This window comes from Pseudomonas sp. MDT1-17 (assembly GCF_054898105.1).
This window is the reverse complement of sequence record NZ_JBUBVM010000001.1, coordinates 5,400,726-5,426,103: the sequence shown is the minus strand read 5'-3', so window position 1 is coordinate 5,426,103 and position 25,378 is coordinate 5,400,726. Positions and strand designations below refer to the sequence as shown.

The 25,378-nt window shown below is 59.2% G+C and carries 17 protein-coding genes and 1 pseudogene; 8 read left to right on the top strand and 10 right to left on the bottom strand.

All coding sequences use genetic code 11. The features are described from left to right. Positions 1-61 precede the first annotated feature (61 nt). Complete coding sequence (gene guaA / locus ACYZTX_RS25065) at positions 62-1,639, top strand: glutamine-hydrolyzing GMP synthase (RefSeq protein ID WP_462036295.1); 1,578 nt, start codon at positions 62-64, stop codon at positions 1,637-1,639. Positions 1,640-1,713: 74 nt separating this feature from the next. On the opposite strand, the gene ACYZTX_RS25060 is transcribed toward guaA, so the two are convergent. Next, positions 1,714-4,680, bottom strand: coding sequence for a membrane-targeted effector domain-containing toxin (locus ACYZTX_RS25060; protein WP_462036294.1), 2,967 nt, complete (start codon positions 4,678-4,680; stop codon positions 1,714-1,716). 101 nt (positions 4,681-4,781) lie between these two features. After that, positions 4,782-5,486 carry a trehalose operon repressor gene (gene treR, locus ACYZTX_RS25055; protein ID WP_462036293.1) on the bottom strand — a complete coding sequence of 235 codons (705 nt, stop codon included), beginning with the start codon at positions 5,484-5,486 and terminating at the stop codon, positions 4,782-4,784. A gap of 237 nt (positions 5,487-5,723) precedes the next feature. On the opposite strand from treR, the pseudogene treP reads away from it, so the two are divergent. The 7 genes and pseudogenes from treP (at position 5,724) to tadA (ending at position 15,145) form a co-directional block, all read left to right on the top strand. Next, positions 5,724-7,164 (top strand): annotated as a pseudogene (gene treP, locus ACYZTX_RS25050) (PTS system trehalose-specific EIIBC component). Between the two features lie 34 nt (positions 7,165-7,198). Continuing rightward, entirely contained in the window at positions 7,199-8,845 is a 1,647-nt protein-coding gene (gene treC / locus ACYZTX_RS25045) for an alpha,alpha-phosphotrehalase (RefSeq protein WP_462036292.1), read from the top strand. A gap of 106 nt (positions 8,846-8,951) precedes the next feature. Next, on the top strand, positions 8,952-10,175 hold the full coding sequence (locus tag ACYZTX_RS25040) for a carbohydrate porin (protein WP_462036291.1): 1,224 nt from the start codon (positions 8,952-8,954) through the stop codon (positions 10,173-10,175). Positions 10,176-10,237: 62 nt separating this feature from the next. Then, positions 10,238-12,766: a phosphoenolpyruvate--protein phosphotransferase gene (ptsP, locus tag ACYZTX_RS25035; protein WP_462036290.1), complete on the top strand. Its 2,529-nt coding sequence runs from the start codon at positions 10,238-10,240 to the stop codon at positions 12,764-12,766. Positions 12,767-12,768: 2 nt separating this feature from the next. Continuing rightward, positions 12,769-13,059: a PTS transporter subunit EIIB gene (locus tag ACYZTX_RS25030; RefSeq protein ID WP_462036289.1), complete on the top strand. Its 291-nt coding sequence runs from the start codon at positions 12,769-12,771 to the stop codon at positions 13,057-13,059. A gap of 212 nt (positions 13,060-13,271) precedes the next feature. After that, complete coding sequence (locus tag ACYZTX_RS25025) at positions 13,272-14,648, top strand: multicopper oxidase family protein (protein ID WP_462036288.1); 1,377 nt, start codon at positions 13,272-13,274, stop codon at positions 14,646-14,648. Beyond that, the gene (gene tadA, locus ACYZTX_RS25020) at positions 14,648-15,145 is read left to right on the top strand and encodes a tRNA adenosine(34) deaminase TadA (RefSeq protein ID WP_462036287.1); all 498 of its coding nucleotides are present in this window, start codon (positions 14,648-14,650) and stop codon (positions 15,143-15,145) included. The genes ACYZTX_RS25025 and tadA overlap by 1 nt, the downstream gene beginning before the upstream one ends. A 132-nt stretch (positions 15,146-15,277) precedes the next feature. Here the strand turns inward: tadA and cmoB are convergent, their stop codons facing one another. From cmoB to ACYZTX_RS24980, 8 genes are all read right to left on the bottom strand, one after another. Further along, the gene (gene cmoB, locus ACYZTX_RS25015) at positions 15,278-16,234 is read right to left on the bottom strand and encodes a tRNA 5-methoxyuridine(34)/uridine 5-oxyacetic acid(34) synthase CmoB (protein WP_462036286.1); all 957 of its coding nucleotides are present in this window, start codon (positions 16,232-16,234) and stop codon (positions 15,278-15,280) included. Continuing rightward, positions 16,231-17,010 (bottom strand): carboxy-S-adenosyl-L-methionine synthase CmoA, encoded by a 780-nt coding sequence (gene cmoA, locus ACYZTX_RS25010; protein ID WP_462036285.1) that lies wholly within the window; start codon positions 17,008-17,010, stop codon positions 16,231-16,233. The genes cmoB and cmoA overlap by 4 nt, the downstream gene beginning before the upstream one ends. Before the next feature lie 153 nt (positions 17,011-17,163). Further along, the gene (locus ACYZTX_RS25005; RefSeq protein WP_462036284.1) at positions 17,164-17,799 is read right to left on the bottom strand and encodes a lysoplasmalogenase; all 636 of its coding nucleotides are present in this window, start codon (positions 17,797-17,799) and stop codon (positions 17,164-17,166) included. 2 nt (positions 17,800-17,801) lie between these two features. Beyond that, positions 17,802-18,194 (bottom strand): protease inhibitor I42 family protein, encoded by a 393-nt coding sequence (locus ACYZTX_RS25000; protein ID WP_462036283.1) that lies wholly within the window; start codon positions 18,192-18,194, stop codon positions 17,802-17,804. 159 nt (positions 18,195-18,353) lie between these two features. Beyond that, entirely contained in the window at positions 18,354-18,815 is a 462-nt protein-coding gene (locus tag ACYZTX_RS24995) for a hypothetical protein (protein ID WP_462036282.1), read from the bottom strand. Positions 18,816-18,994: 179 nt separating this feature from the next. Next, entirely contained in the window at positions 18,995-21,412 is a 2,418-nt protein-coding gene (gene lon / locus ACYZTX_RS24990; RefSeq protein WP_462036281.1) for an endopeptidase La, read from the bottom strand. Positions 21,413-22,076: 664 nt separating this feature from the next. Next, positions 22,077-22,454 carry a DUF6124 family protein gene (locus tag ACYZTX_RS24985; protein ID WP_462036280.1) on the bottom strand — a complete coding sequence of 126 codons (378 nt, stop codon included), beginning with the start codon at positions 22,452-22,454 and terminating at the stop codon, positions 22,077-22,079. Between the two features lie 502 nt (positions 22,455-22,956). Beyond that, positions 22,957-25,368, bottom strand: a complete 2,412-nt coding sequence (locus ACYZTX_RS24980) for a glucose/quinate/shikimate family membrane-bound PQQ-dependent dehydrogenase (RefSeq protein ID WP_462036279.1) — start codon at positions 25,366-25,368, stop codon at positions 22,957-22,959. Positions 25,369-25,378: the final 10 nt, after the last annotated feature.

Below are 25,378 nucleotides of genomic sequence, written 5' to 3'. Positions count from 1 at the left end.
TTCAGCCCCGAGTTGTTTCTGAATCACGACTGTTTCTGAATTACTTAGACGAGACTGAATCATGGCCCTCGACATTCACGCTCACCGCATCCTGATCCTCGACTTCGGTTCCCAGTACACCCAGCTGATTGCCCGCCGCGTGCGTGAAATCGGCGTGTACTGCGAACTGCATCCGTTCGACATGGACGACGAAGCGATTCGCGAATTCGCGCCGAAAGGGATCATCCTCGCCGGCGGCCCCGAGTCCGTACACGTCGCCGACAGCCCGCGCTGCCCGCAAGCGGTGTTCGACCTGGGCGTACCGGTCTTCGGTATCTGCTACGGCATGCAGACCATGGCTGAACAGCTGGGTGGCAAGGTTGAAGGTTCCGAGCTGCGTGAGTTCGGTTACGCCCGTGTCGACGTGGTCGGCAAGAGCCGCCTGCTCGACGGCATCGAAGACCACATCGACGCCGACGGCCTGTTCGGCCTCGACGTGTGGATGAGCCACGGTGACAAAGTCACCAGGATGCCGCAGGAATTCCACATCCTGGCCAGCACCCCGAGCTGCCCGATTGCCGGTATGTTCGACGACGCTCGCGGCTACTACGGCGTGCAGTTCCACCCGGAAGTGACCCACACCAAGCAGGGCGGTCGCATCCTGTCGCGCTTCATCCTCGACATCTGTGGCTGCGAAGCCTTGTGGACGCCTTCGAAAATTGCTGAAGACGCCATCGCCAACATTCGCGCCCAGGTCGGCACTGACAACGTGTTGCTCGGCCTGTCCGGCGGCGTTGACTCCTCGGTAGTTGCCGCGCTGCTGCACAAAGCCATTGGCGACCAACTGACCTGCGTGTTCGTCGACAACGGCCTGCTGCGTCTGCACGAAGGCGAGCAAGTGATGGCCATGTTCGCCGAGAACATGGGCGTCAAGGTGATCCGCGCCAATGCTGCCGACCAGTTCCTCGATAACCTGGCAGGCGAGTCGGACCCCGAGAAGAAGCGCAAGATCATCGGCCGTACGTTCATCGACGTGTTTGACGCCGAATCCTGCAAGCTGGACAACATCAAGTACCTGGCCCAAGGCACCATCTATCCGGACGTGATCGAGTCGGCTGGCGCCAAGAGCGGCAAGGCCCACGTGATCAAGTCGCACCACAACGTGGGTGGCCTGCCGGAAGAAATGAACCTCAAGCTGGTTGAACCCCTGCGCGAGCTGTTCAAGGACGAAGTTCGTCGTCTGGGCCTGGAACTGGGTCTGCCGTACGACATGGTCTACCGTCACCCGTTCCCGGGCCCAGGCCTGGGCGTGCGGATCCTCGGTGAAGTGAAGAAGGAATACGCCGACCTGCTGCGTCGCGCCGACCACATCTTCATCGAAGAACTGCGCAAGGCCGACTGGTACCACAAGGTCAGCCAGGCCTTCGTGGTGTTCCAGCCAGTGAAATCGGTTGGCGTGGTAGGTGATGGCCGTCGTTACGCCTGGGTCGTTGCCCTGCGTGCGGTGGAAACCATCGACTTCATGACCGCGCGTTGGGCACACCTGCCTTACGAACTGCTGGAAACCGTCAGCGGCCGGATCATCAACGAAATCGAAGGCATCTCCCGCGTCACCTACGACGTGTCGAGCAAGCCGCCAGCGACCATTGAGTGGGAATGATCCCTGCCTGATTGATCGTCCGTGACTAAAAGGCCGTGTGAACTCAAATTCACACGGCCTTTTTTGTTTGGGTGTTATAGCAAGGGTTTCGACCAGCCAGCCAGTTTCAATCCCATTCGGTCGAGACCTTTAAGAAGGGCAGGGATGCTGTTGAAGCGTTGTTTGTTCATCGAGACCCATGACGGACGCTCGATGTAAAAACGCCCCCCCGATTCTTCTATGAGTGTTCGTACGATTGAATGGTCTTTGCTGCGATGGACCAGAAATAGATGGCGTAGCTCCTGCTTCAAGGTGTACATGCCGGGACGGCTCAGCAGGCTCTCAATCTCGGGGAGCGATTTCGCCGCCCACGGAATTTCGACTTGCAACACGAAGTCGCTTTTTACCAGGCTTGATGATGAATCGATGTTTCCGTCTGACAATGTTCTGCCTGGATCGACTTCAATCCCCTTTGAAGTGCCTTCGGCGACATCCTCGATCCGTATGCCGATGGCTTCTTCCATCTCACTGACGCCCGCGACACCTTCAAAGGTGTTGGCATGGCTATTCCCCATCAGGGCTACCCATTTATGCGTACCGCGGGCCGCCTGGTCAGCGCGGATAACCTCCCTGGAATAAAAATTCATCATTTTCTGTCGAGCTGTGCTGCCAGCATGAAATTCGCCAGGCGCAAACCTCATGCCGTTGACCCGATAACTGGCCATGCAATCGATTGCCTGGACCCTGACCCCGTTTTTATTTGCTGCTTTGACCAACTCAAGAAATGTGTAGCGTTTTAGCGGGTCGGTGATATGGCCGGCGTCGAGGCCTTCCAGATACTTTTCAAGCGATGCAGGCATCACTTTGTTATCGAAGAAAGAATCAAGATCAACCTGATGGAAGTCTGTCAGCAAGTGCTCCATATAAAGTGTTTTCACGTTTCGTCGAGCTAATGTTTCCATGTTGTCGATGAGGAACTGTTTACTGCCGATCTCGCTATGGCTTTCGCCGACGACCAGACCGCGCGCGTCTTCAAGGACGGAGTGGATAATGGTTTTACCGTCGGAGGCGGGGGCCAGTTCGGGCATCGGTGGCCTCGTTGGTAATTGAGGGGCTTCGTAAAATCGGCTGGCATCCTGATACAGACGTTTCCTGATGGCCTTGAATTCCCTGTAGGGGTCACCCTCTTTCAACGAGTCAAAAACATCCATAAGAGCCCGATCTTCGGAGCCTTGCGCAGCATTGGACAGTTCTTCCCTTAGTTGCAAAGGCACCTCATAAGACGATAAACGCGGCGGGGGGCTGCCGGTCCCGACGGGTTTTCCTCCACCCATCAGGCCGTTTCGAGGCACCGTTTCCCAATGACCTTCCTCATTAAGACGTACCGGAATCGACTCCGAGAAAGCATGAGGGTTTTCCGGATTGATGATGGCCCAATGGCCTGAGCCATTGACGTCATTTTCATAGCGTACGTAATAGGCGGTGTCGTTCATCATGATCGCAGTCGAGGGGTTCGACGGCAGTTGGTAGATCCCCTGGAATTTCCCGGCCTCCCTCGTGGGCGTTTCGCCTTCGAGCAGCTCATTGGTCTGCCAGGTGTCCGGCACTTGGGGACGCTGACCGGACTCCGGCACAGAGGGGACTTTTTCCACCAAGACACCTGCTGCCTCCGTTTCGCCGGTGTTTTCTGATTCGGGCAACGATTCTGCAGACGATACCGTGTCAATCAATTCGTCCACTTCCCCACCCGCTTCAGCCAGGCTGCCCGCGCCTCTGAGAAACGGCAGGTTGAACAGTGCGTCGATGGCACTGAAAATCGCGCCGATCACCCCGGCCTTGCGCTCGGAGGAGGTTTTACCGTTGACCGCCTGGTCTATGTTCAGCCCCATGTTGGCAAGACTTGCCCCGATCACCAGTAAGGCTACCGGCCAGCCAATCATCGCCATTGGCCCGAATATTTTCACGCCTGCACTCAGGTAACCAATCCATAAGCCTTTGCGCAGGTCGCCATTGGAGGTCAACGACAGGTCGGCTTCGGCATCCATTGCGTCCCTGACAGCATTTCGCAGCCAAGTGAATGCATCTCCTGTCACCCGTTGGTCTTTCTGGTTGATCAAATGATGATCGCCGTGACCCCAGGTGCTCACCAGCCGATTCATTAGATCGGTGATGTTCTGGTTTATTGCCTGGCGATCGGCCAGCGGAAAATGATTGAGGAACGCCTGAAGGTTGGTTGAATCGTTCATTTGACCGAGCACCCACCAGTGCATGTCCGTCGGCGTTTCGAGCACCTGGAAGGCTTGGGCTTCTCCCGGAAGGTAGAGTATTTGTCGGCCGTTCCTGTCGACGATGCGCAGAATGTCGGTGGCTACATGGCCGGCAACGTCCAGGGTGCAGACGCGCAGACCGGCGTCGCTAGAGGCCTCGGTGCGTAATGTCTGCAAACTGATCGGCCAGGACAGGGGGCCGATGACGGCTGCGATGGCTGATTGAAAGTCAGCGTTACTCAACTGCCCGCTGTCGCGGGCCTCCACGGCATTAGCGAGAAAATTGCATTTGGCCAGAGAGCGAAAGTCGTCCGAATAGTCGGCCCAGAATGTTCGCAGCTTATTGCGATAGTAATCGCTGAAACTGATGGTCCAGAAGTCCTCCAACACCTCGTTGCCATGCAAGCGAACTTCATTGCGCTCGTCGAAGATATCGGTTTCCGGGCCGGCCGAGTAGAAACCACCGTAAAGATCCAGCAGGTCCGCGTTGTCCTGATCCGTCACGCGAAAACGGTGGATCATCAGTTGCGTCAACGTCAGCGATTCATAGGGTTTTTCGAAAGTATGTTCCCAGCCCGTGAAAGACCGCGAGTTGCTCTGGGCAGTTTTGAATCGATGGTAATAAACGTGATCCGGATCGAGATCCACCAGGCCATGCTTGTTCAGAACGTCCTTGGCGACCTCGTGAGCGGTGTCCTGCAGGCTCGGGCAGTTGAGCACCACTGGGTTGGCAATGGCTTTGAGGGTCGCCTTGTCTGCGGCATTCGGCAGCGGGCGGTTTTCGGTCGATGTCATGTGCTCTCTTTCCTTGAGAAATGGGCGTCCAAAATGACGCGTTTGCTCAAGGAATGTGCACTACATAGTTATGCCCAAACGAGGTCCCGAAGCGTGTAGGGTCAGCGACGGGCTACATCCGAAAAGTAGAACTTGTCCAGGGTATGCCGCGATTCGGTGTATTCGAACTGGCGGCCGTCCTGCAGGAAAGTCTGATTGCTGACGACGATTACATGGCTCTGACCGTCGAGGTCTAGATGCTGTTGGTCGTCCTTGCTGCGCGGAACGGCTTCGATAGTGCGTTGGGCATAGGCGATTTGCAGTTGCAGCGTCTGCTCGATGAAGGCGTAGATCGAGTGTTCGGCAATGTCGCGGGACAGCCCGGGGATCACGTCGCTGACAAAATGGTTGACGTCCAGGATCACGCGTTTGCCGTCAATCCGTCGTACGCGCTTGATTCGCGTGATCAAGCTGCCTTCTTCAGCCTTGATGTGTGCGATCAAGGAACCTTCGAGGGGGAGTTGAGTGAACTCGACCACTTCGGTGCTGACGTCGTTACCCAGGCGTGGATAAGTTTCCTGAAAGCTGACGATGCCGCCGAGCTGGAATTCGATCGGGTTGGTCGCCAGCACGAACGTGCCTTTGCCGTGGACCTTCTGAGCGAAACCGCGCTCCTGCAATTGCTCGATGGCCTTGCGCACGGTGCCGCGGCTGGCCTGGTAGCTGTCCATCAATTCGGTTTCGGAAGGCAACCGGGCGCCGCGTTCCAGACGTTCGGTCGTGATGCTGGCAAGCAGATCGCTGTAGATCTGGTTGTATTTACTCATGGGGATGGCTCTGTGCCGCGATGTACTCAAGGTTTCGAACCTTAAGGGCAGGGTAGGGGTTTGTCCATGCGGCTTTAGGTTTCATCGACTTCAGAGGTAGGAAATGTCGCTACCGGTCGGGTTCAGAATAAACAAATGCAAACTCGTCTGTACGAGTTGTTGCTTTAACTCGTACAGACGAGTACTTTTCGCTTCGGCGTGCTGCCAATAACAAAAAACTACAGCGGAAGATCAAGCATGAGCCACGACTATCCGAACATCGCCAGCGAGCTACTGCAAAGCCTCGGTGGCAGTGACAACCTCGAGCAGGCGGCGCATTGCGACGCGGCTGCGCCTTGCCCTCAAGGACCCGAGCCTGGTCAACAGCGGCACCTTGAATCAGATCGATTTGGTCAAAGGCTCGTTCTTCACCGGCGGCCTGTTCCAGGTCGTTATCGGCCCTGGTGACGTCGAAAAGGTCTACGCGGAACTTCGCCGTCAAACCGGTCTGGCCGCCTCAACCATCGCCGACGTTAAACAAAAAAGCGCCGACAAGATCAACGCCATGCAGCGTCTGGTGCGGGTGTTTTCCGACGTGTTCATGCCGATCCTGCCGGCGCTGATCATTGCGGGGCTGTTGATGGGCATCAACAACCTGATCGGTGCGAAAGGCATGTTCATCGAAGGCAAGACACTGCTTGAGGCTTATCCAGCCCTCGACGGTCTCTGGAGCCTGATCAACCTGATGGCCAACACTTCTTTCGTGTTTCTCCCGGCCCTGGTGGGCTGGTCGGCGGCCAAGCGTTTTGGTGGCAGCGAAATCCTCGGCATCGTGCTTGGTCTGATGCTCGTTCACCCCGATCTGCTCAATGCCTGGAACTACGGCAAGGCAGTTGCGGGTCTCGACGGCCAGAGCCTGCCGTACTTCGACATCCTCGGTTTATTCCAGATTGAAAAGGTCGGTTATCAGGGCCAGATTCTGCCGATCCTGATGGCGGCCTACGTGATGAGCGTCATCGAGAAATGGCTGCGGGCGCGGGTGCCGAACGCGGTGCAATTGCTGGTGGTGCCGATCACCACCATCGTCGTCACCGGCGTGTTGGCGCTGGCGGTGATCGGCCCGGTGACCCGGCATCTGGGGATTCTCATCACCGAAGGCGTGGTCATGCTGTTCGACCTGGCGCCGATGGTCGGCGGTGCGATTTTCGGTTTGCTCTACGCGCCGCTGGTGATCACCGGCATGCACCACATGTTCCTCGCGGTCGACTTGCAGCTGATTTCCACCCAGGGCGGCACATTCATCTGGCCGATGATCGTCATGTCCAACCTTGCCCAGGGCAGTGCAGCACTGGCGGTGTTCTACATGACCCGTAACGTGCGGGATAAAAGCATGGCCTCGACCTCGGCGATTTCCGCTTACTTCGGCATCACTGAGCCGGCGATGTTCGGGGTCAACCTACGCTACAAATTTCCGTTCTACGCAGCCCTGATTGGTTCGGCCCTGGGCTGCATCTTCCTGTCGCTGAACAAGGTCCAGGCATCGGCGATCGGCGTCGGTGGCTTGCCCGGTTTTATCTCGATCATTCCGCAGTTCATCCCGATGTTCGTGATCGGGATGGTCATTGCGATGGTTGTGCCGTTTGTTCTGACCTGCGGATTGAGCATGAAGATTGTTCGGCCCGGGTATCGGGTCGCCTGAGGGGCGCCACATTAATTTGTTGAAGGAATCCGCCATGCAAGACTGGCAACGTTCGGTGATCTACCAGATCTACCCGAAGAGTTTTCACAGCCACGCCGGCAACCCCACGGGTGATTTGCTTGGTGTTGTGGCCAAGCTCGATTACCTGCACTGGCTGGGCGTCGATTGCCTGTGGATCACGCCGTTCCTGCGCTCGCCCCAGCGCGACAACGGTTACGACATCAGCGACTACTACGCCATCGACCCGAGCTACGGGACCATGGCCGATTGCGAGTTGCTGATTGCCGAGGCCGGCAAGCGCGGGATCAAATTGATGCTCGACATCGTGGTCAATCACACCTCGGTCGAGCACACCTGGTTCCAGCAGGCGCGCAGCAGCCTGGACAACCCTTACCGTGACTTCTACATCTGGCGCGATCAGCCGAACAACTGGGAATCCAAGTTCGGCGGTTCGGCCTGGGAGTACGAAGCCCAGACCGGCCAGTACTTCCTGCACCTGTTCGACCACACTCAGGCCGACCTGAACTGGGACAACCCCAAGGTACGCGCTGAAGTCTTCAAGATGATGCGGTTCTGGCGCGACAAAGGCGTGGGCGGTTTCCGACTGGACGTGATCAACCTGATCTCCAAACCGCCGGACTTTCCCGAGGACAACACCGACGGTCGACGTTTCTACACCGACGGCCCGAACGTCCACGAATACCTGCAGCAAATGCACCGCGAAGTCTTCGAAGGCCATGACCTGATCAACGTCGGCGAGATGTCCTCCACCAGCCTGGAACATTGCATTCGCTACTCGCGTCCGGAGTCGAAGGAGTTGTCGATGACCTTCAATTTCCATCACCTGAAGGTCGATTACCCGAACCTGCAGAAGTGGATTCGCGCCGATTTCGACTTCCTCCAACTCAAGCGGATACTCTCCGATTGGCAAACCGGCATGCAGGCTGGCGGCGGCTGGAATGCGCTGTTCTGGTGTAACCACGACCAGCCACGGGTGGTCTCGCGGTTTGGCCATGACGGCGAGTATCGGGTGCTCTCGGCGAAGATGCTCGGCACCGCGCTGCACTTCCTTCAGGGCACGCCGTTCGTGTACCAGGGCGAGGAATTGGGTATGACCAATCCGGGCTTTGATCACATCGATCAGTACCGCGATGTCGAGACGCTGAACATCTTCCGGCTCAAGCGCGAGGCGGGTGCGAGCGACGCCGACAACATGGCGGCGATCATGCAGAAGTCCAGGGACAACGGCCGTACGCCGATGCACTGGAACGCCGAGCCTAACGCCGGTTTCAGCGCTGTCGAGCCGTGGATCGGGGTGCCAGCCAACGCCGCGCAGATCAACGTCGCCACCCAGCTCGACGACCCGGATTCCGTGTTGCATCACTACCGTCGGTTGATTGCCCTGCGTCGCACTGAGGCGCTGATGTCTGACGGTGTCTACCGGCAACTATTGCACGAGCACACGCAAATCTGGGCGTACGTGCGTGAAGGCAGTGGCGAACGGTTGTTGGTGCTGAACAACTTCTACGGCATGCCATGCGAAGTCGACCTGCCGGATGAAGTAATCAGCGAAACCATGGTTCAGCGTCTGGTCATTAGCAATTATCCGGACTGTCCAGCGCGAAATCGTCAGGTCCTCTTACGGCCTTATGAGTCATTCGTGTTGCATTTGACCGACTGACCCACCGCAAAAAAAACACCGACTCAAAAAACACGCAAGACGCTGCGCGGGGGAGTTTTGCGCGCCGATTTTGCCGCTGCACACAATAAAAATAATGGAGTAGCTCTTGAAAACAACAATAAATCGCAGCCTTGCGGTTGCAAGCGTATGCCTGGCGTTGCCACTGTCGGCACAAGCCCTGGAGTTCGGGGGGTACTTGCGTAGCGGCGTCGGCACCTCGGTCAACAGCAGTAAACAGCAGTGTTTCCAGCTGCCGGGCGCGCAGACCAAATATCGATTGGGCAACGAATGCGAGCAGTACGGGGAGCTGGAACTGCGGCAGGATTTGTACACGCTCGATGACGGTTCGGTATTCAGCGTCGACGGCATGGCTTCGTTGTACAACCAGTACGACAAGGACCTAACCTTTAACGGTGACAATGGCTCGGTGCGCCTGCCGCAGCTGTACGCGCAATGGTCGAACATGCCCGCCCTCAACGGCGGCTCACTGTGGGCCGGCCGGCGTTACTACAAACGGAACGATATTCATATTTCCGACTTCTACTATTGGAACCAGAGCGCCACCGGCGGCGGTATCGAAGACGTGCTGATCGGCGATCTGAAATACAGCTACGCCTTCTCGCGCAAGGACAACCTGTACCAGAAGGACTACATCAACCGACACGACTTCAACGTTGCCGGCTTCAACACCAACCCCGGCGGTGAACTGGAGTTCGGGCTGAGCTACATCGACAAACCCGACAGCCAAGAGGCTCACCGTGGCTGGGCGATCACCACCCAGCATGTGCAGAAAGGCTTTCTGGGCGGCAAGAACAAACTGGCCTTCCAGTACGGCGAAGGCCCCGGCACCGGGTTGGGCTATACCGGTAACGTGAAGCTCGACGACAGCAACAAAAGTTACCGGGTGGTGGAGTTCTTCGACTGGCAAGTGACGCCGCGCTTTGGCGGGCAAGTCGAGGCGGTTTACCAGAAAGACATTCGTGCGGACGGTACCGATCAGAACTGGATTTCCCTGGGTGTCCGCCCTGCCTATGCGATCACCGAGCAGTTCAAACTGGTGGCCGAACTGGGCCACGACCAAGTCGAAGCCACGGGCGGCACGCGCAAACTGAGCAAGTTCACCTTCGCCCCGACTTGGTCGCCCAAGGGCCCGGAATTCTGGGCGCGCCCCGAGGTGCGTCTGTATTACACCTATGCCAGCTGGAACGAGGCGGCCAAACGGGCGGCCAATGAACTGGCGGCGGGTTCGGCGTTGTCCGACACCGGAGCGTTCGGCACCGCGCGACACGGTTCAAATGTCGGATTGCAGGTCGAGTACTGGTGGAAATAAGCGATGCTGTCGGAGCCTCGCGCTCCATCGGCACTTCAAAGAACAAAACAGCAGGTGACGTCATGGCCACACCCCAACAATTGCAACTGCTGGCTCCTTTGTCCGGCGTGCTGATGCCGCTGGATCAGGTGCCGGACCCGGTGTTCTCCAGTCGCGTGATCGGCGATGGTCTGTGCATCGATCCGACCACGCAAACCCTGTGCGCACCGCTGGCCGGGGTTGTCAGCAATGTGCAGGCCAGTGGGCATGCCGTCAGCATCACTGACGACCACGGCGTTCAGGTGTTGATGCACATCGGGCTCGACACCGTGAACCTGGCCGGCCAGGGCTTTACCCGGTTGGTGGAGGAAGGCCAGCGGGTTGAAGCGGGGCAGGCCCTGATCGAGTTCGATGCCGATTTTATTGCATTGAATGCCCGCAGCCTGCTGACGTTGATGCTGGTGGTCAGCGGTGAGCCGTTCACTTGGCTGACGCCGGAAACGGGTTTGGTAGAAAGTGGTCAGCCGTTACTGAGCTTGAATGCCGCCCCGCGGACAACGGATGAGCCGGTGCCGGAAGAGGGCGAAGCACTGTTTTCCAAGCCGGTGACACTGGCCAACCCGAACGGCTTGCACGCCCGTCCGGCAGCGGTGTTCGCCCAGGCGGCGAAAGGTTTTTCGGCGAGCATTTACTTGCATAAACAGCAGGCGAGTGCGAACGCGAGATCCTTGGTGGCGATTATGGCGTTGCAGACGGCTCACGGTGACGTTGTGCAAGTCAGCGCGGCTGGCCCGGACGCTGAAGCGGCGATCAAGGCACTGACTGAATTGCTGACCGCCGGGTGTGGCGAGACGGTAGCCGTGGTGGCAGAGATTGAGACGATTGAAGCGTCATCGCTGAATGTTTTGCGCGGAGTCTGTGCCTCGGCGGGTTCGGCGTTTGGCCAGGTTGTGCAGGTCGCCGAGCAGACGCTTGAAGTGAGCGAGTTCGGAGTCGGTCCGCAGGTTGAGCGAAAACATCTGTCTCGGGCCTTGGCCGAAGCGGTGCTGGCCTTGCAGCAGCTGCGTGACAACGCCACCGGGGATGCCCAGGCCGAGATTTTCAAGGCGCACCAGGAACTGCTTGAAGACCCGAGTCTGCTGGATCAGGCCGAGGCGCTGATCATCGAAGGCAAAAGTGCCGGGTTCGCCTGGCGCGCAGCCACCGAGTCGACGGCAACCTTGTTCAAGCGCCTGGGCAACGCCTTGCTGGCGGAACGAGCCGCGGACCTGGCCGATGTCGGCCAGCGCGTACTCAAGCTGATCCTCGGCGTACAGGATCAGGCGATGGAGCTGCCGGAAGGGGCGATCCTGATCGCCGAACAACTGACGCCGTCACAGACCGTCGGGCTCGATACTCGCAAGGTACTGGGTTTCGCCACGGTCGGTGGCGGCGCTACCAGCCACGTCGCGATCCTCGCGCGTGCGTTCGGTTTGCCGGCGATCTGCGGGCTGCCCGTTCAGGTGCTGGCGCTGGCCAACGGCACCCAAGTGTTGCTCGACGCCGACAAGGGCGAGCTGCATCTGGACCCGGATCTGGTGGCTATCGAGCAGCTGCAAGCCAACCGTCAGCGTCAACAGAAGCGCCATCAACATGAACTGGCGCACGCTGCGCTGGCGGCGTGTACCCGCGATGGACACCACGTTGAAGTGACGGCCAACATCGCCTCGCTGGCTGAAGCGGAGCAGGCTGTGGCACTGGGAGGCGAGGGCGTCGGATTGCTGCGTTCGGAGTTTCTTTATCTGGATCGCAATCATGCGCCAAGCCATGACGAGCAAACATCCACCTACAGCGCCATCGCCAAAGCACTCGGGCCGGCGCGTAATCTGGTGGTGCGCACACTGGATGTCGGCGGCGACAAACCTCTGGCCTACGTGCCGATGGACAGCGAAACCAACCCGTTCCTGGGCATGCGCGGGATTCGTTTGTGTCTGGAGCGCCCGCAGCTGTTGCGTGATCAGTTCAAGGCGATTCTGAGCTGCGCCGGGCTGGCCCGTCTGCACATCATGCTGCCCATGGTCACGCAGCTGTCGGAGTTGCGACTGGCCCGGCAGCTGCTTGAGGAAGAGGCGCTGACATTGGGCCTTACTGAACTGCCGAAACTGGGGATCATGATCGAAGTGCCGGCAGCGGCCCTGATGGCCGACCTGTTTGCGCCCGAAGTGGATTTCTTCTCGATCGGCACCAATGACCTGACCCAATACACCCTGGCCATGGACCGCGATCATCCGCGCCTGGCCAGTCAGGCCGACAGCTTTCATCCGTCGGTGCTGCGGCTGATCGCCAGCACCGTGAAGGCTGCCCATGCCCATGGCAAATGGGTCGGTGTGTGCGGTGCCATGGCGTCCGAAAGGCTGGCGGTGCCGCTGCTGCTGGGACTTGGGGTGGATGAACTGTCGGTGAGTGTGCCGCTGATCCCTGCCATCAAAGCGGCGGTTCGCGAACTGGATCTGTTGAACTGCCAGGCCATCGCCCAGCAAGTGCTGGGCCTGGAAAGCGCCGAGCACGTGCGCGAGGCGTTGCGGCTGTATCACGAGGCGACGGTCGATACTTCACGGGTACTGGAGAACTGAGCATGTTCGAGAAAATGCAGCGGGCGTTCTGGAAAGCATTGACGCCGGATCTGATCGTGGATGAGCCGAAGGTGGTTGCTCAGCCTGTTTCTGGGCTGGCGCCGGATGTCGTAGCCGCACTGGGCGGTGTGGATAACCTCAAGTCGCAGCAGCCGGTGGCGCTGACCCGGGTTCGGGTGGAGTTGCGGGAGGTGGGGCGGGTGGATCGGCAGGGATTGAGTGCTGCGGGTGTGCCAGGGGTGATGCTGCTGAATGATGGGGTGGTGCATCTTTTATTACGACTCGAGAGGTAAGTGAGGCCTCAAAAGATCGCAGCCTTCGGCAGCTCCTACAGGGTGTACGACGTTCAAATGTAGGAGCTGCCGAAGGCTGCGATCTTTTTGGGGCCTTACAATCTGGTGTGATCAGTCGCCGCGCTGCCCTTACTGTTTCTCAACCGCAGGTGTATCGTATTCGCCTTTTACAGGCCCCGCGCCTGTCGCTGATACGTGAGGTAGTTGAGTTCATGTCCTTTACCCGTCGCCAAATCCTCGGTGGCCTGGCCGGTCTTGTTGTCGTTGGTGTCGGAGCGGGGGGCGCGTCGCGGTACTGGCTGGGCAAGATGGCCGACGCCGATGCGGGCCACGACTATGAGCTGATCGCCGCACCACTGGACGTTGAACTGGTGGCCGGGCACAAGACCCAAGCCTGGGCGTTCGGTCCGTCGGCGCCCGGTACCGAGTTGCGCGTGCGTCAGGGCGAATGGCTGCGGGTGCGCTTCATCAACCACCTGCCGGTCGCCACCACCATCCACTGGCATGGCATCCGCCTGCCGCTGGAAATGGACGGCGTGCCTTACGTCTCACAGCTTCCAGTGCTGCCGGGCGAATACTTCGACTACAAATTCCGCGTGCCGGACGCCGGCAGCTACTGGTATCACCCGCACGTGAACAGCAGTGAAGAACTCGGTCGCGGTCTGGTCGGCCCATTGATTATCGAAGAGCGCGAGCCCACCGGGTTCAAGTACGAAAAAACCCTGAGCCTCAAAAGCTGGCACGTGGATGAGGACGGCGCGTTTGTCGCGTTCAGCATTCCGCGCGAAGCAGCACGTGGCGGCACGGCGGGGCGCCTGTCGACGATCAATGGTGTCGCACAAGCGGTGATCGACTTGCCCGCCGGGCAGATCACCCGTGTGCGTTTGCTCAACCTGGATAACACGCTGACATATCGCCTCAACATTCCCGGCGTCGAAGCGCAGATCTACGCGCTGGATGGCAATCCCATTGAGCCACGGCCGCTCGGTAAGGAATACTGGCTCGGCCCAGGCATGCGCATCTGCCTGGCGATCAAGGCGCCGCCGGCGGGCGAAGAGCTCTCCTTGCGCAATGGCCCGGTGCGCTTGGGTACGCTGCGCTCGGTGGCGAACACCGATGCACCGACCCAGTGGCCGCCCGCACTGCCCGCCAACCCGGTGGCAGAACCGGACCTGGCCAATGCCGAGAAACTCAACTTCAATTTCGAATGGGTGGGTTCGGTGTCAGTCAACGTCGACAACGGCAAGCCACCGAGCCTGTGGCAGATCAACGGCAAGGCCTGGGACATCACCGACAAGACCTGCGCCGACCGCCCGATTGCCAAGCTCGAAAAGGGCAAAAGCTACATATTCGAATTGAAGAACATGACTCAGTATCAGCACCCGATTCACCTGCACGGCATGAGCTTCAAAGTTATTGCCTCGAACCGGCACAAGGTCATTCCGTACTTCACCGACACTTACCTGTTGGGCAAGAACGAACGCGCGCAAGTGGCGCTGGTGGCGGATAACCCGGGGATCTGGATGTTTCACTGCCATGTGATCGACCACATGGAAACCGGCCTGATGGCCGCCATCGAGGTGGCGTGATGCGTCAGATTCGTCCCGCCGCCATCATCGACCGCAGCCGTGATCGTGACTTCATGCGTGAAGCCCTGGCGCTGGCCGCCCAAGGCGCGGCCCTTGGCGAAGTGCCAGTGGGCGCGGTGCTGGTGCAGGACGGAGAAATCATCGGCCGGGGTTTCAATTGCCCGATCAGCGGCAATGACCCCAGTGCTCATGCCGAGATGGTTGCGATCCGTGCTGCCGCGTTGGCGGCCAGCAACTATCGTCTGCCCGGCAGTACGCTCTACGTGACGCTTGAGCCGTGCAGCATGTGCGCCGGGCTGATCGTGCATTCGCGGATTGCGCGGGTGGTGTATGGGGCGCTGGAGCCAAAGGCCGGGATTGTGCAGAGTCAGGGGCAGTTTTTCACTCAAGGATTTCTTAATCATCGAGTGCTGTTTGAGGGCGGGGTGTTGGCCGAGGAGTGTGGCGCGGTGCTAAGCGAATTCTTCAAGGCCCGCAGAGCCAAACTCGCAGAATAAACACAAACCAATGTGGGAGCGGGCTTGCTCGCGAATGCGGTTTAACATTCAGCAGAAATGTTGACTGATCTACCGCTTTCGCGAGCAAGCCCGCTCCCACATTTTTGATCTCCATTGGTAGGGAGATCGGGTTTACTTGCGAGCAACGATGACGGCGCGCATCGGCGCCGGCAGCCCTTCAACCGTCTTGCTGTGATCTTGCGGATCAAGGAAATCGCTCAGCGACTGATACTTCATCCATTCCGTACCGCGCTGTTCCTCGACCGTGGTCACGCTCACGTCCACGCAGCGAACATCTGTGAACCCGGCGCGACGCAGCCACAGTTCCAGCGCCGGCACCGACGGCAGGAACCAGACGTTGCGCATCTGCGCATAACGGTCTTCCGGCACCAATACCTGCTGCTGATCGCCCTCGATTACCAGGGTCTCCAACACCAGTTCGCCGCCCTTGACCAGGCAATCCTTCAGCGCCAGCAAATGCTCGATCGGCGAGCGGCGGTGATAGAACACACCCATGGAAAATACCGTGTCGAAGCCTTCCATGTTTGGCGGCAGGTCTTCGAACGGGAACGGCAAGTGCCAGGCATTGGGTTCGGACAGATAACGCTGTACCGCCTGGAACTGACAGAAGAACAGCCAGTTCGGGTCAACGCCAATCACGCTGTCGGCCCCGGCACCGAGCATGCGCCACATGTAGTAGCCATTGCCGCAGCCGACATCGAGGATGCGTTTGCCCTTCAGATCCAGATGCGGTGAAACCCGCGACCATTTCCAGTCCGATCGCCATTCGGTGTCGACATGCACGCCAAACAGATCGAACGGACCTTTGCGCCATGGCGACAGGCCCATCAGCGCGGTACGCATTTGCGCGCGGGTCTCAAAGTCGCAATCGGTGTCCAGCGTCAGACCGTTGAGCAAATCAACTTCGCTCGGCTGAATCTTCGGCAAAGCGTCCAGCGCACTCTGCCAGCGCTCCAGGTCGCCATGACCCTTTTCCATTTTCTTGTCGAGTTGCGCTTGCAGCGTGTTGGCCCATTCGGCCAGCGGCGTGCCGGCCAGACGGCGGGCGAGGGGGGACAGATCAATCATGGCAAGGCAATCAACGAGGCAAAGTTAAGACACTGGAACCACGGCACGACTTTCGAGAACCCGGCGGCCAGCAGGCGCTCGCGGTGTTCTTCGAGGCTGTCGGGCTTCATGACGTTTTCGATGGCGCTACGCTTCTGGGCAATCTCCAGTTCGCTATAGCCATTGGCGCGCTTGAACGCGACATGCAAGTCAGTGAGCAGCGCGTGTTCTTCGAGGTCGTTGAAGCGCAGCTTTTCCGACAGGATCAGTGCGCCACCGGGCAGCAACGATTGGTGGATACGCGAGAGCAACGCGGTGCGCTGCTCCGGGGCGATGAATTGCAGGGTGAAGTTCAGCGCGACCACTGAGGCTGGCTGGAATTGCAGGGCCAGAATGTCGCTTTCGATCACTTCCACCGGCAGCAGCTCCTGGAACATCGAGTCCTGACCGTTGAGGTATTCGCGGCAACGTTCGACCATCGCCGCAGAGTTATCCACAGCGATCACCCGGCAGCCGTCGGTGCGTACGTGACGGCGAAGGGCCTGAGTCACGGCGCCGAGCGACGAGCCCAGGTCGTAGAGCACGCTGTTGGGCTGGGCGAATTGCGCGGCGAGCACGCCAAGGTTTTCAACGATGGTCGGATAACCCGGCACCGAGCGCTTGATCATGTCCGGGAACACCCGCACCACGTCCTCGTTAAAGGCGAAGTCGGGCACCTGGGCCAAAGGCTGGGCGAAAAGGCGATCGGGTTCTTTGCTCACGGCGGTTCCAGCGGCGTTGGTGGAAAAGGCCGGCATTTTAGCCAAATTGACGGGGGGATGCGCGGGTTGTCTGATAAAGCGCCGGGGAAGGGCCTGGAATCTTCGCTGTCAGTGACATTGCTATCGCGAGCAGGCTCGCTCCCACAGGATGGCGCTGTACTTGTGGGAGCGAGCCTGCTCGCGATGGATTCAGCGCGGCTTCTGAGCGAACGCCGACGCCGCAATCCCCCATTGCCCCAGCCAATAGCTGAGGATGATCACATAAGGCGCGGCATTAAACGGCGCGACAAACCGATTGATGCCAATCACGCTGTCGGAAAACACAAACGCCACCGCACCTGCCGCCGCCAGCAACGCCGAGCGTTTGGGCACATCGGTGCCCAGTCGAGCCAGCGCCCGCCAAAGCATGGCGCTGATGGCCAGGCCGTAGACGATGACCGGGATCAGCAACGGACCCAGCCCATTGGAAATCAAGATCGCCAGCAATACCGCACCGACGCCCAAAGCGATGATCAGCGGCAACAACGCCAACCGCCGGCAATCACTCAAGTAAGCCTTCAGATAGGCCAGGTGGGCGACCAGAAAAGCCCCAAGACCAAACACAAACAAATCCCCCGGCCATGCCAGCAGCACATCGCCGAGCAGGGAGAAAATCAATCCAAGGCTGATCCAGCGCCGATACTCACTGGGCGATGCGTCATGCAACCAACCGAGCAGCGCCAATATTGGCAGCGGTTTGACCAGCAGGCAGAGCAGCGCGGCGTGCACGCTCACGCCGTAGAGAAAAGTTACCGCGCCCATCAGCGCCAGAATCAGCCAGCCCACGATCAGTTAACCGAGATGGCGCAGTCGAAGCTTTCCACCGCCGGTACTTCCGGTGCCCATGGCTGTGAGTAGGTCAGGCGCAAACGTCCCGTGCCTGCGGTGAAGGACTGAAAGCGCCAGGTCGAGATGCCGGCGCTGCCGACGATCCCCGCATCTTTCGGGTTGCTGTAAACCTCGGGGCTGAGCGCGCGCAATACGCCACCGGCCGAATCCTGGATTGCCCAGCGGTAACCCGTGGTCGGGTTGCTTGGCAGGGTCAGGATCAGGTTTTGCCCGCTGTACAGTTTCACCGGGCATTCGCTTTGTTTTTCCACGGTCACGTTCTGTTTCGGTTGCGTGGCGCAAGCGGCCAGCAAGGAGAGGGCGAGGGGGACAAACAGGCGGGTGGGGGACATAAGGTCAGTGGCTCCGGCATTCACGACGAACGGCGAGCATAACTGAAGATGAGACAAATTGTGACGCCATCCAAAACGGATAAATGTCAGGCATGTATGACGGGTCTTGGGTTGCCTGCGGAGCGAAGTTAAAGCGCTCCACAGGACAAGTTCCGAAGTCTAGCCCGGGAGCGAAAGATCATAGATGAACAGATGACCCCGGCCAGTAATCTCGCGCGTTTCGTTCCCTTGTCTGGACTTTGCCAGGATTCTGAAATCGGTTATCGCGTACCTGTGCTTGGTGGGCGTTATTTCTATTCGGTCGACGGTCGCTGAGGATTCGATCAATACGTAGTCATAAGGTCGGGGGCCACTTTCGGTGGTGAGAGTTTCATAGTAAGAGATGGCGACTCGATCTTCATCTGCGATAAATGAGAAATGAAGCTGTCGGTCGCTAGATGAACCCTTGTTTTTATAGTAAGTAATGCGAAAGCCCGGCCTGAAAAGGTCGGGAGCGTAATCCAGCTCTGTGGTGGTAAATGTTGTGAGGGGTAGTGGTGAGGTAGGGTCTGTTACATCTTTCGTTTCGACGGTTAATTGGCCGTCAACAAAAAGCGCTTTAATTTCATTGGTGCTTGCCATGGGGGACTTCCTGCGATGACTGAGAACTTTGAACAGGAAGAGTGACGGAGAATTTTGAACGGGGATACTGTCAGATATGACAGTTGTTAAGTCTGAATTGCTTGTCTTTAGTACCTGCTTATAGCGATTGCGCTCACTGCCCGGCGGATCGTCGCTAGGCAGCGGCGCATTCGAATCGCTTAAAATAAAATCTTCGCCACATCCGCAAAGCGCTTGGCGAAGTGCACGGTAATCCCTTCTTTCAGATAATCCGGCAACTCTTCAAAGCTTCCACGGTTTGGCTCCGGCAAGATCAACTCAAAGATTTTCTGCCGCCGCGCTGCAATCACCTTCTCGCGCACGCCGCCAATCGGCAGTACATGCCCGGTCAGCGTCAGTTCACCGGTCATGGCCACGCCTTTTTTCGGCGGCTGATTACGCGCGAGCGAGAGCAGGGCGCTGGCCATGGTCACGCCGGCGCTCGGGCCGTCTTTCGGGGTGGCGCCTTCCGGTACGTGCAAGTGTACGAAAGCTTCGTCGAAGAACTTCGGATCACCGCCAAACGACTTCAGATTGGAACTGACGTAGCTGTAGGCAATTTCCGCCGACTCTTTCATCACGTCACCCAATTGCCCGGTGAGTTTGAAACCCCGGTTGAGTGTGTGAATCCGCGTGGCTTCGATCGGGAGAGTCGCGCCGCCCATGCTGGTCCAGGCCAGCCCCGTGATGACGCCGGTGCCGGACAGTACCTGCTCGTTGCGGAATACCGGATGGCCGAGCGAGGCTTCGAGGTCTTTCGGCCCGATTTTGATCACTGCTTTTGGCTCGTCGATCAATTTCACCACGGCTTTGCGCACCAGTTTGCCCAGTTGTTTTTCCAGGTGGCGCACCCCGGCTTCACGGGCATATCCGTCGATCAAGGCTTTCAACGCGCTGTCGCTGATGCTCAGGCTGCCTTTGGATACACCGGCCTTTTCCAGTTGCTTGGGCCACAGATGACGCTTGGCGATGGCGATTTTTTCTTCGGTGATGTAACCCGACAGGCGAATCACTTCCATTCGGTCCAGCAACGGGCCGGGAATTGAGTCCAGGGTGTTGGCGGTGCAGATGAACAGCACTTTCGACAGGTCCAGACGCAAGTCCAGGTAGTGGTCGAGGAATTCAACGTTCTGTTCCGGGTCGAGGGTTTCCAGCAGCGCCGAGGCCGGGTCGCCCTGGTAGCTCTGGCCCATTTTGTCGATCTCGTCGAGCATGATCACCGGGTTCATCACTTCGACATCTTTCAACGCATGGACGAGTTTGCCCGGCTGCGCGCCGATGTAGGTGCGGCGGTGACCCTTGATCTCGGCTTCGTCGCGCATGCCGCCGAGGCTGAAGCGGTAGAACGGCCGGCCGAGGGATTCGGCGATGGATTTGCCGACACTGGTTTTACCCACACCCGGTGGACCGACCAGCAGCACAATGGAACCGCTGATCTCGCCTTTGTAGGCACCGACCGCGAGGAATTCGAGGATGCGGTCCTTGATGTCGTCGAGGCCGGCATGGTGTTTGTCCAACACCTTACGTGCGTGTTTGAGGTCGAGTTTGTCCTCGCCGAACACGCCCCACGGCACCGATGTCGCCCAGTCGAGGTAGTTGCGGGTGACCGCGTACTCCGGCGAACCGGTTTCGAGGATCGACAGTTTGTTCATTTCCTCTTCGATGCGTTTTTGCGCCTGAGGCGGCAGGACCTTGTCTTCCAGGCGCTGCTCGAATTGCTCGATGTCGGCGCTGCGGTCGTCCTTGGTCAACCCCAGCTCTTGCTGGATGACCTTGAGTTGTTCCTTGAGGAAGAACTCCCGTTGATGCTCGCCGATCTTGCGGTTTACTTCGGCGGAAATCTCTTTTTGCAGACGCGCGACTTCGACTTCCTTGCGCAGCATCGGCAGGACTTTTTCCATGCGTTTGAGCATCGGCACGCAGTCGAGCACTTCTTGCAGCTCGCTGCCGGTGGCCGAGGTCAGGGCCGCAGCAAAGTCGGTCAGCGGCGACGGGTCGTTGGGGCTGAAGCGGTTGAGGTAGTTCTTCAGTTCTTCGCTGTACAGCGGGTTGAGCGGCAGCAATTCTTTGATCGCGTTGATCAGCGCCATGCCGTAGGCCTTGACCTCGTCGGTCGGCTCGGTGGGCTGGTGCGGGTATTCGACTTCGACCAGGTACGGCGGGCGGTGGTGTTTGAGCCAGGTTTTGATGCGTACGCGGGTCAGGCCCTGGGCGACGAATTGCAGTTTGCCGTTTTCGCGACTGGCGTGGTGCACCTTGACCAAAGTGCCGTAGAGCGGCAGGGCCGAGGTGTCGAAATGACGCGGATCTTCCTGGGGCGTGTCCATGTAGAACAGGGCCAGGGAGTGGTGATCGGATTTGCTCACCAGGTCGAGGGTTTCGGCCCACGGTTCTTCATTGACGATGACCGGCAGCACTTGGGCCGGGAAGAACGGGCGGTTGTGGATCGGGATGATGTAGACCTTGTCCGGCAGGTTCTGGCCTGGCAGGGCGAGGCTTTTGCCGGTGGAGAGGTGTTCGGCGTTCTCTGGGTCGGCGTATTCGCTCGGGTCTTCGGGGAATTCTTGCTGGTCGCTCATGGGGCACCTGCACAATGGGGTATGGGTCTTAGATGGGGCAGGTGGGGGGTGGTTTCAATGGCTCGGGATATTTCTGGGTGTGTGTTCAGGGTTTGGACAGGTGTGTTTGACTTGGCGGCCTTTGGGCCGACCATGCTCTTGTTGATGGTGTACATATCCGTTTCTGCGGTAACGGCGGCTAGCGGTTTCGCCCTTACGGCGACTCCCTTTGGCAAACGCCCCAAAGGAAGCAAAGGTCTCGCCCCGAGCGTCCGGCCCCTCGCTTAGGCTCGGCGTTCCTTCGTTCCGGTATCCATCCGGGGACACTGCCCTCCGGTCTGCTTCGCGACGACCTACATGCAGCGTGTTCGACTGCGTCGAACGGCGCTGCGCGCCACTCCCCGGATGAACACCTCCACTCAGCCTCCCGAAGGGGCGGGTGGATCAAGATCAAGAGCTGCAGGCGAGCTAACGCTCGGCCTGTTGAGTGGTGAGGGGCGAAAGGCGTACCTGATCCATTGTGGGAGCTGGCTTGCCTGCGATGGCGGCCTGACAGCCGACCAATATATTGCTGATGTACCAAATTCAATTGTGGGAGCGGGCTTGCTCGCGAATGCGGTTTGTCATTCAGCATTAATATCGACTGAAGCACCGCTTTCGCGAGCAAGCCCGCTCCCACAAGGGATTAGCTGTGCGGCGCAGGTTTTGGTACGTCGATGTTATCCAGCACCCGGTTGGCGGTGATCTCCGCCACCATGATGCTGTTTGAAATGCCCAGCAGGGCATAGCGCGACCCACCCTCTAGATGATCCACCAACTGATGGACCATCACATCGACCGAGGCCAGCGTCTCGACCAAAAAAACCACGAGGGTTTCGGTAGTCGCCTCTGGGTCCACGGTAAACAGGGAGCTGGGTGTGCGCGGGGTAGCTTTGATGTCGGCAATCGACGGGAAGTGGAAGTCGAGGGCGCGTTCGGCGGCTTCGTTGAGTTTTTTTGAATCGACGGATTCGCAGGGGGATACGTCGTCGGTTTCGGGAGGATTTGGTGTTTCTTTGAACATGGTGAAGCTCCATTCGAGGACAGGGAGTTCGCCACGACTGCGACCAAGCAGTTGGGTGGCAAACCGTACGCAGGTTGGTCGACCAGGGAATGGAACCCGGCAGGGCCGAAGCCCTCCCACGCACAGCTCGCCATGAAGCAAGCACGAAAAGTGCGCCATTCTAAACCTGGGCGACCAAACCCGGTCGCTGAATTTGCAGCGACCCCGAAAGCCTATCGCCCGGACTTCCGATACGACAACCGATAGAACTTGTCGGAATCCTCCTCCAGCACAGCAATGGCTGTAGGACGCTCGCAGTATTTTTCAGGCCAACCTCGGCCAAATGTGGGAGCGAGCCTGCTCGCGAAGGCTGTTTAACATTCAACATTGATGGTGACTGACACTCCGTCATCGCGAGCAGGCTCGCTCCCACAGGGGATGTGTGGTGTGGCGGGAAATCCAGCGACCACAAAAAAAGGCGACCCCCCACAGGAGTCGCCTTTCCTTTAACCGCCGCTAAACCTTACTCGGACAGTTTGTACGCAATCACATAGTCACCTTGCTTGGTGCCCAGCGACCCATGACCGCCAGCAACGACGAGCACGTATTGCTTGCCGTCCTTGCCGGTGTAGGTCATCGGCGTGGTTTGCGCGCCGGCGGGCAGGCGGCCTTCCCACAGCTGCTTGCCGTTTTTCACGTCGTAGGCGCGCAGGTACTGGTCGAGGGTGCCGCTCAGGAAACCAACGCCACCGGCGGTGGTGAAGGTGCCGCCCAGGCTAGGCACGCCCATGCTCAGCGGGATCGGAACCGGAGAGCTGTCGCGTACGGTGCCGTTTTTGTGCATCCAGAGGGTTTTTTGGGTGGTCAGGTCGATCGCGGCCACGTAGCCCCATGCTGGCGCCTGGCACGGCAGGCCCATTGGCGAGAGCAGTGCTTCGAGGACCACGCCGTATGGCGCGCCTTTGTTTGGCTGCACGCCTTCGGTTTCGCTTTTGCGCGGGCCTTGGGCAGCGATTTCGGCGGACGGGATCATTTTCGATTTGAACGCCATGTAGCTCGGGTTCACGAAAGCGATCTGACGCACCGGATCTACCGAGATACCACCCCAGTCGAACACGCCGAAGTTGCCTGGATAAACGATCGAACCTTGCAGCGATGGCGGGGTGAACGGGCCGTCGTAGCGCATGGATTTGAAGTCGATCCGGCAGATCAGCTGATCAAACGGGGTGACGCCCCACATGTCGCGTTCCTGCAACGGCGGCGGCATGAGGTGCAGGTCGGATTTCGGTTGGGTCGGCGAGGTGCGATCCCCTTCGACCGTACCTTGCGGTACTGGCACTTCGTTGATCGGCACGATCGCCTGGCCGGTGCTGCGGTCCAGCACGTAGATGCTGCCTTGCTTGGTCGACACGAGTACCGCTGGCTTCACGCCGTCTGCGGTTTTCAGGTCCATCAGGGTTGGCTGGCCACCCACGTCCATGTCCCACAGATCATGGTGAGTTAACTGCATGTGCCAGCGCACTTTGCCGGTGCCGATGTCGAGGGCGGTGAGGCCGGCAGCGTGCAATTCCGATTCAGGTGTGCGAGCGCCACCGAACTGGTCCGGGGTCTGGTTGCCCATCGGCAAGTAGAGCATGCCGAGTTTTTCGTCGACGGCGAACATGGACCACATGTTCGGCGAGTTGCGGGTGTAGACCTTGCCTTCGGCAATCGGCGTGGTGTCGTCCGGGTTGCCGCTGTCCCAGTTCCACACCAGTTTGCCGGTGTGCACGTCGAACGCACGGATCACGCCGCTTGGCTCGTCGATGGAGACGTTATCGGTGACGTGGCCGCCAATCACCACCAGGTCTTTAGTGACCGCTGGAGGCGAGGTGGAGTAGTAACCACCGGCGTTGAAGCCCCCGATGTTGGCGCTCAGGTCGACCTGGCCACCGTTACCGAAGTCTTCGCACATCTTGCCGGTGTCGGCGTTCAGGGCGATCAGGCGGGTGTCGGCCGTTGGCAGGAAGATCCGGCGTGGGCAGACAGTGCTGACCGGTGCAGGGCTGGCAGTGCCCGTCGGGCTTTGCTCGGAAGCGTAAGCGGCGTCATCGTGATACGTCACGCCACGGCAGGTCATGTGCGCCCAGCCCTTGAAGTTCGCCGCGTTTTGCGTGGAGAGCTTCGGATCGAAACGCCAGAGTTCCTTGCCGGTGTCCGGGTCCAGCGCGATCACCTGGCTGTGCGGCGTGCACACGTAGAGCATGCCGTTGACTTTAAGCGGGGTGTTTTCGGCAGTGGTTTCGCCGGGGTCGTTCGGCCCTGGCAGGTCGCCGGTGCGGTAGGTCCAGGCCGGTACCAGTTTGTTGACGTTTTGCGGGGTGATCTGCGCCAGTGGCGAGTAACGATCGCCATGGGCGCTACGGCCGTAGGAGTTCCAGTCACCGTCGGGCATGGCCGGGGCGGTGTTGGTCATGCCCGGCACGCTGTCGCGGTCCAGTTGGCCTTTGATTTCACCGGGGTTGGTGAATTGGCTGGCCAGCGCAGCAACGCCAGCCAGTACGACGGCGACGCTCAGTGCGCCGGTGCCCATCGGTGCAGCACCTTCGCGTAGCAGCGGACGGCGCAACCACGGCAGCAACATGACGATGCCCAACGCAAACAGCATGGCCAGACGCGGCACCAGTTGCCACCAATCGAGACCGACTTCCCACAAGGCCCAAACGGTGCTGGCGAACAGCACCAGCGCGTAGAGGCCCAGTGCAGCGCGGCGAGCGGCAATCAGCAGCCCCCCGGTCAGCACCAGGCCAATACCGGCCAGCAGGTAATACAGCGAGCCGCCGAGCATGCTCAGCTTGATCCCCCCGGCCAGCATGGCCAAGCCCATTAGCAGAAGCAGGATACCGAGCAGGCTCGGCAGCAGACGGCTTCGACTCAAAGCACCATCAGTGCTCATAGTGTGGTTC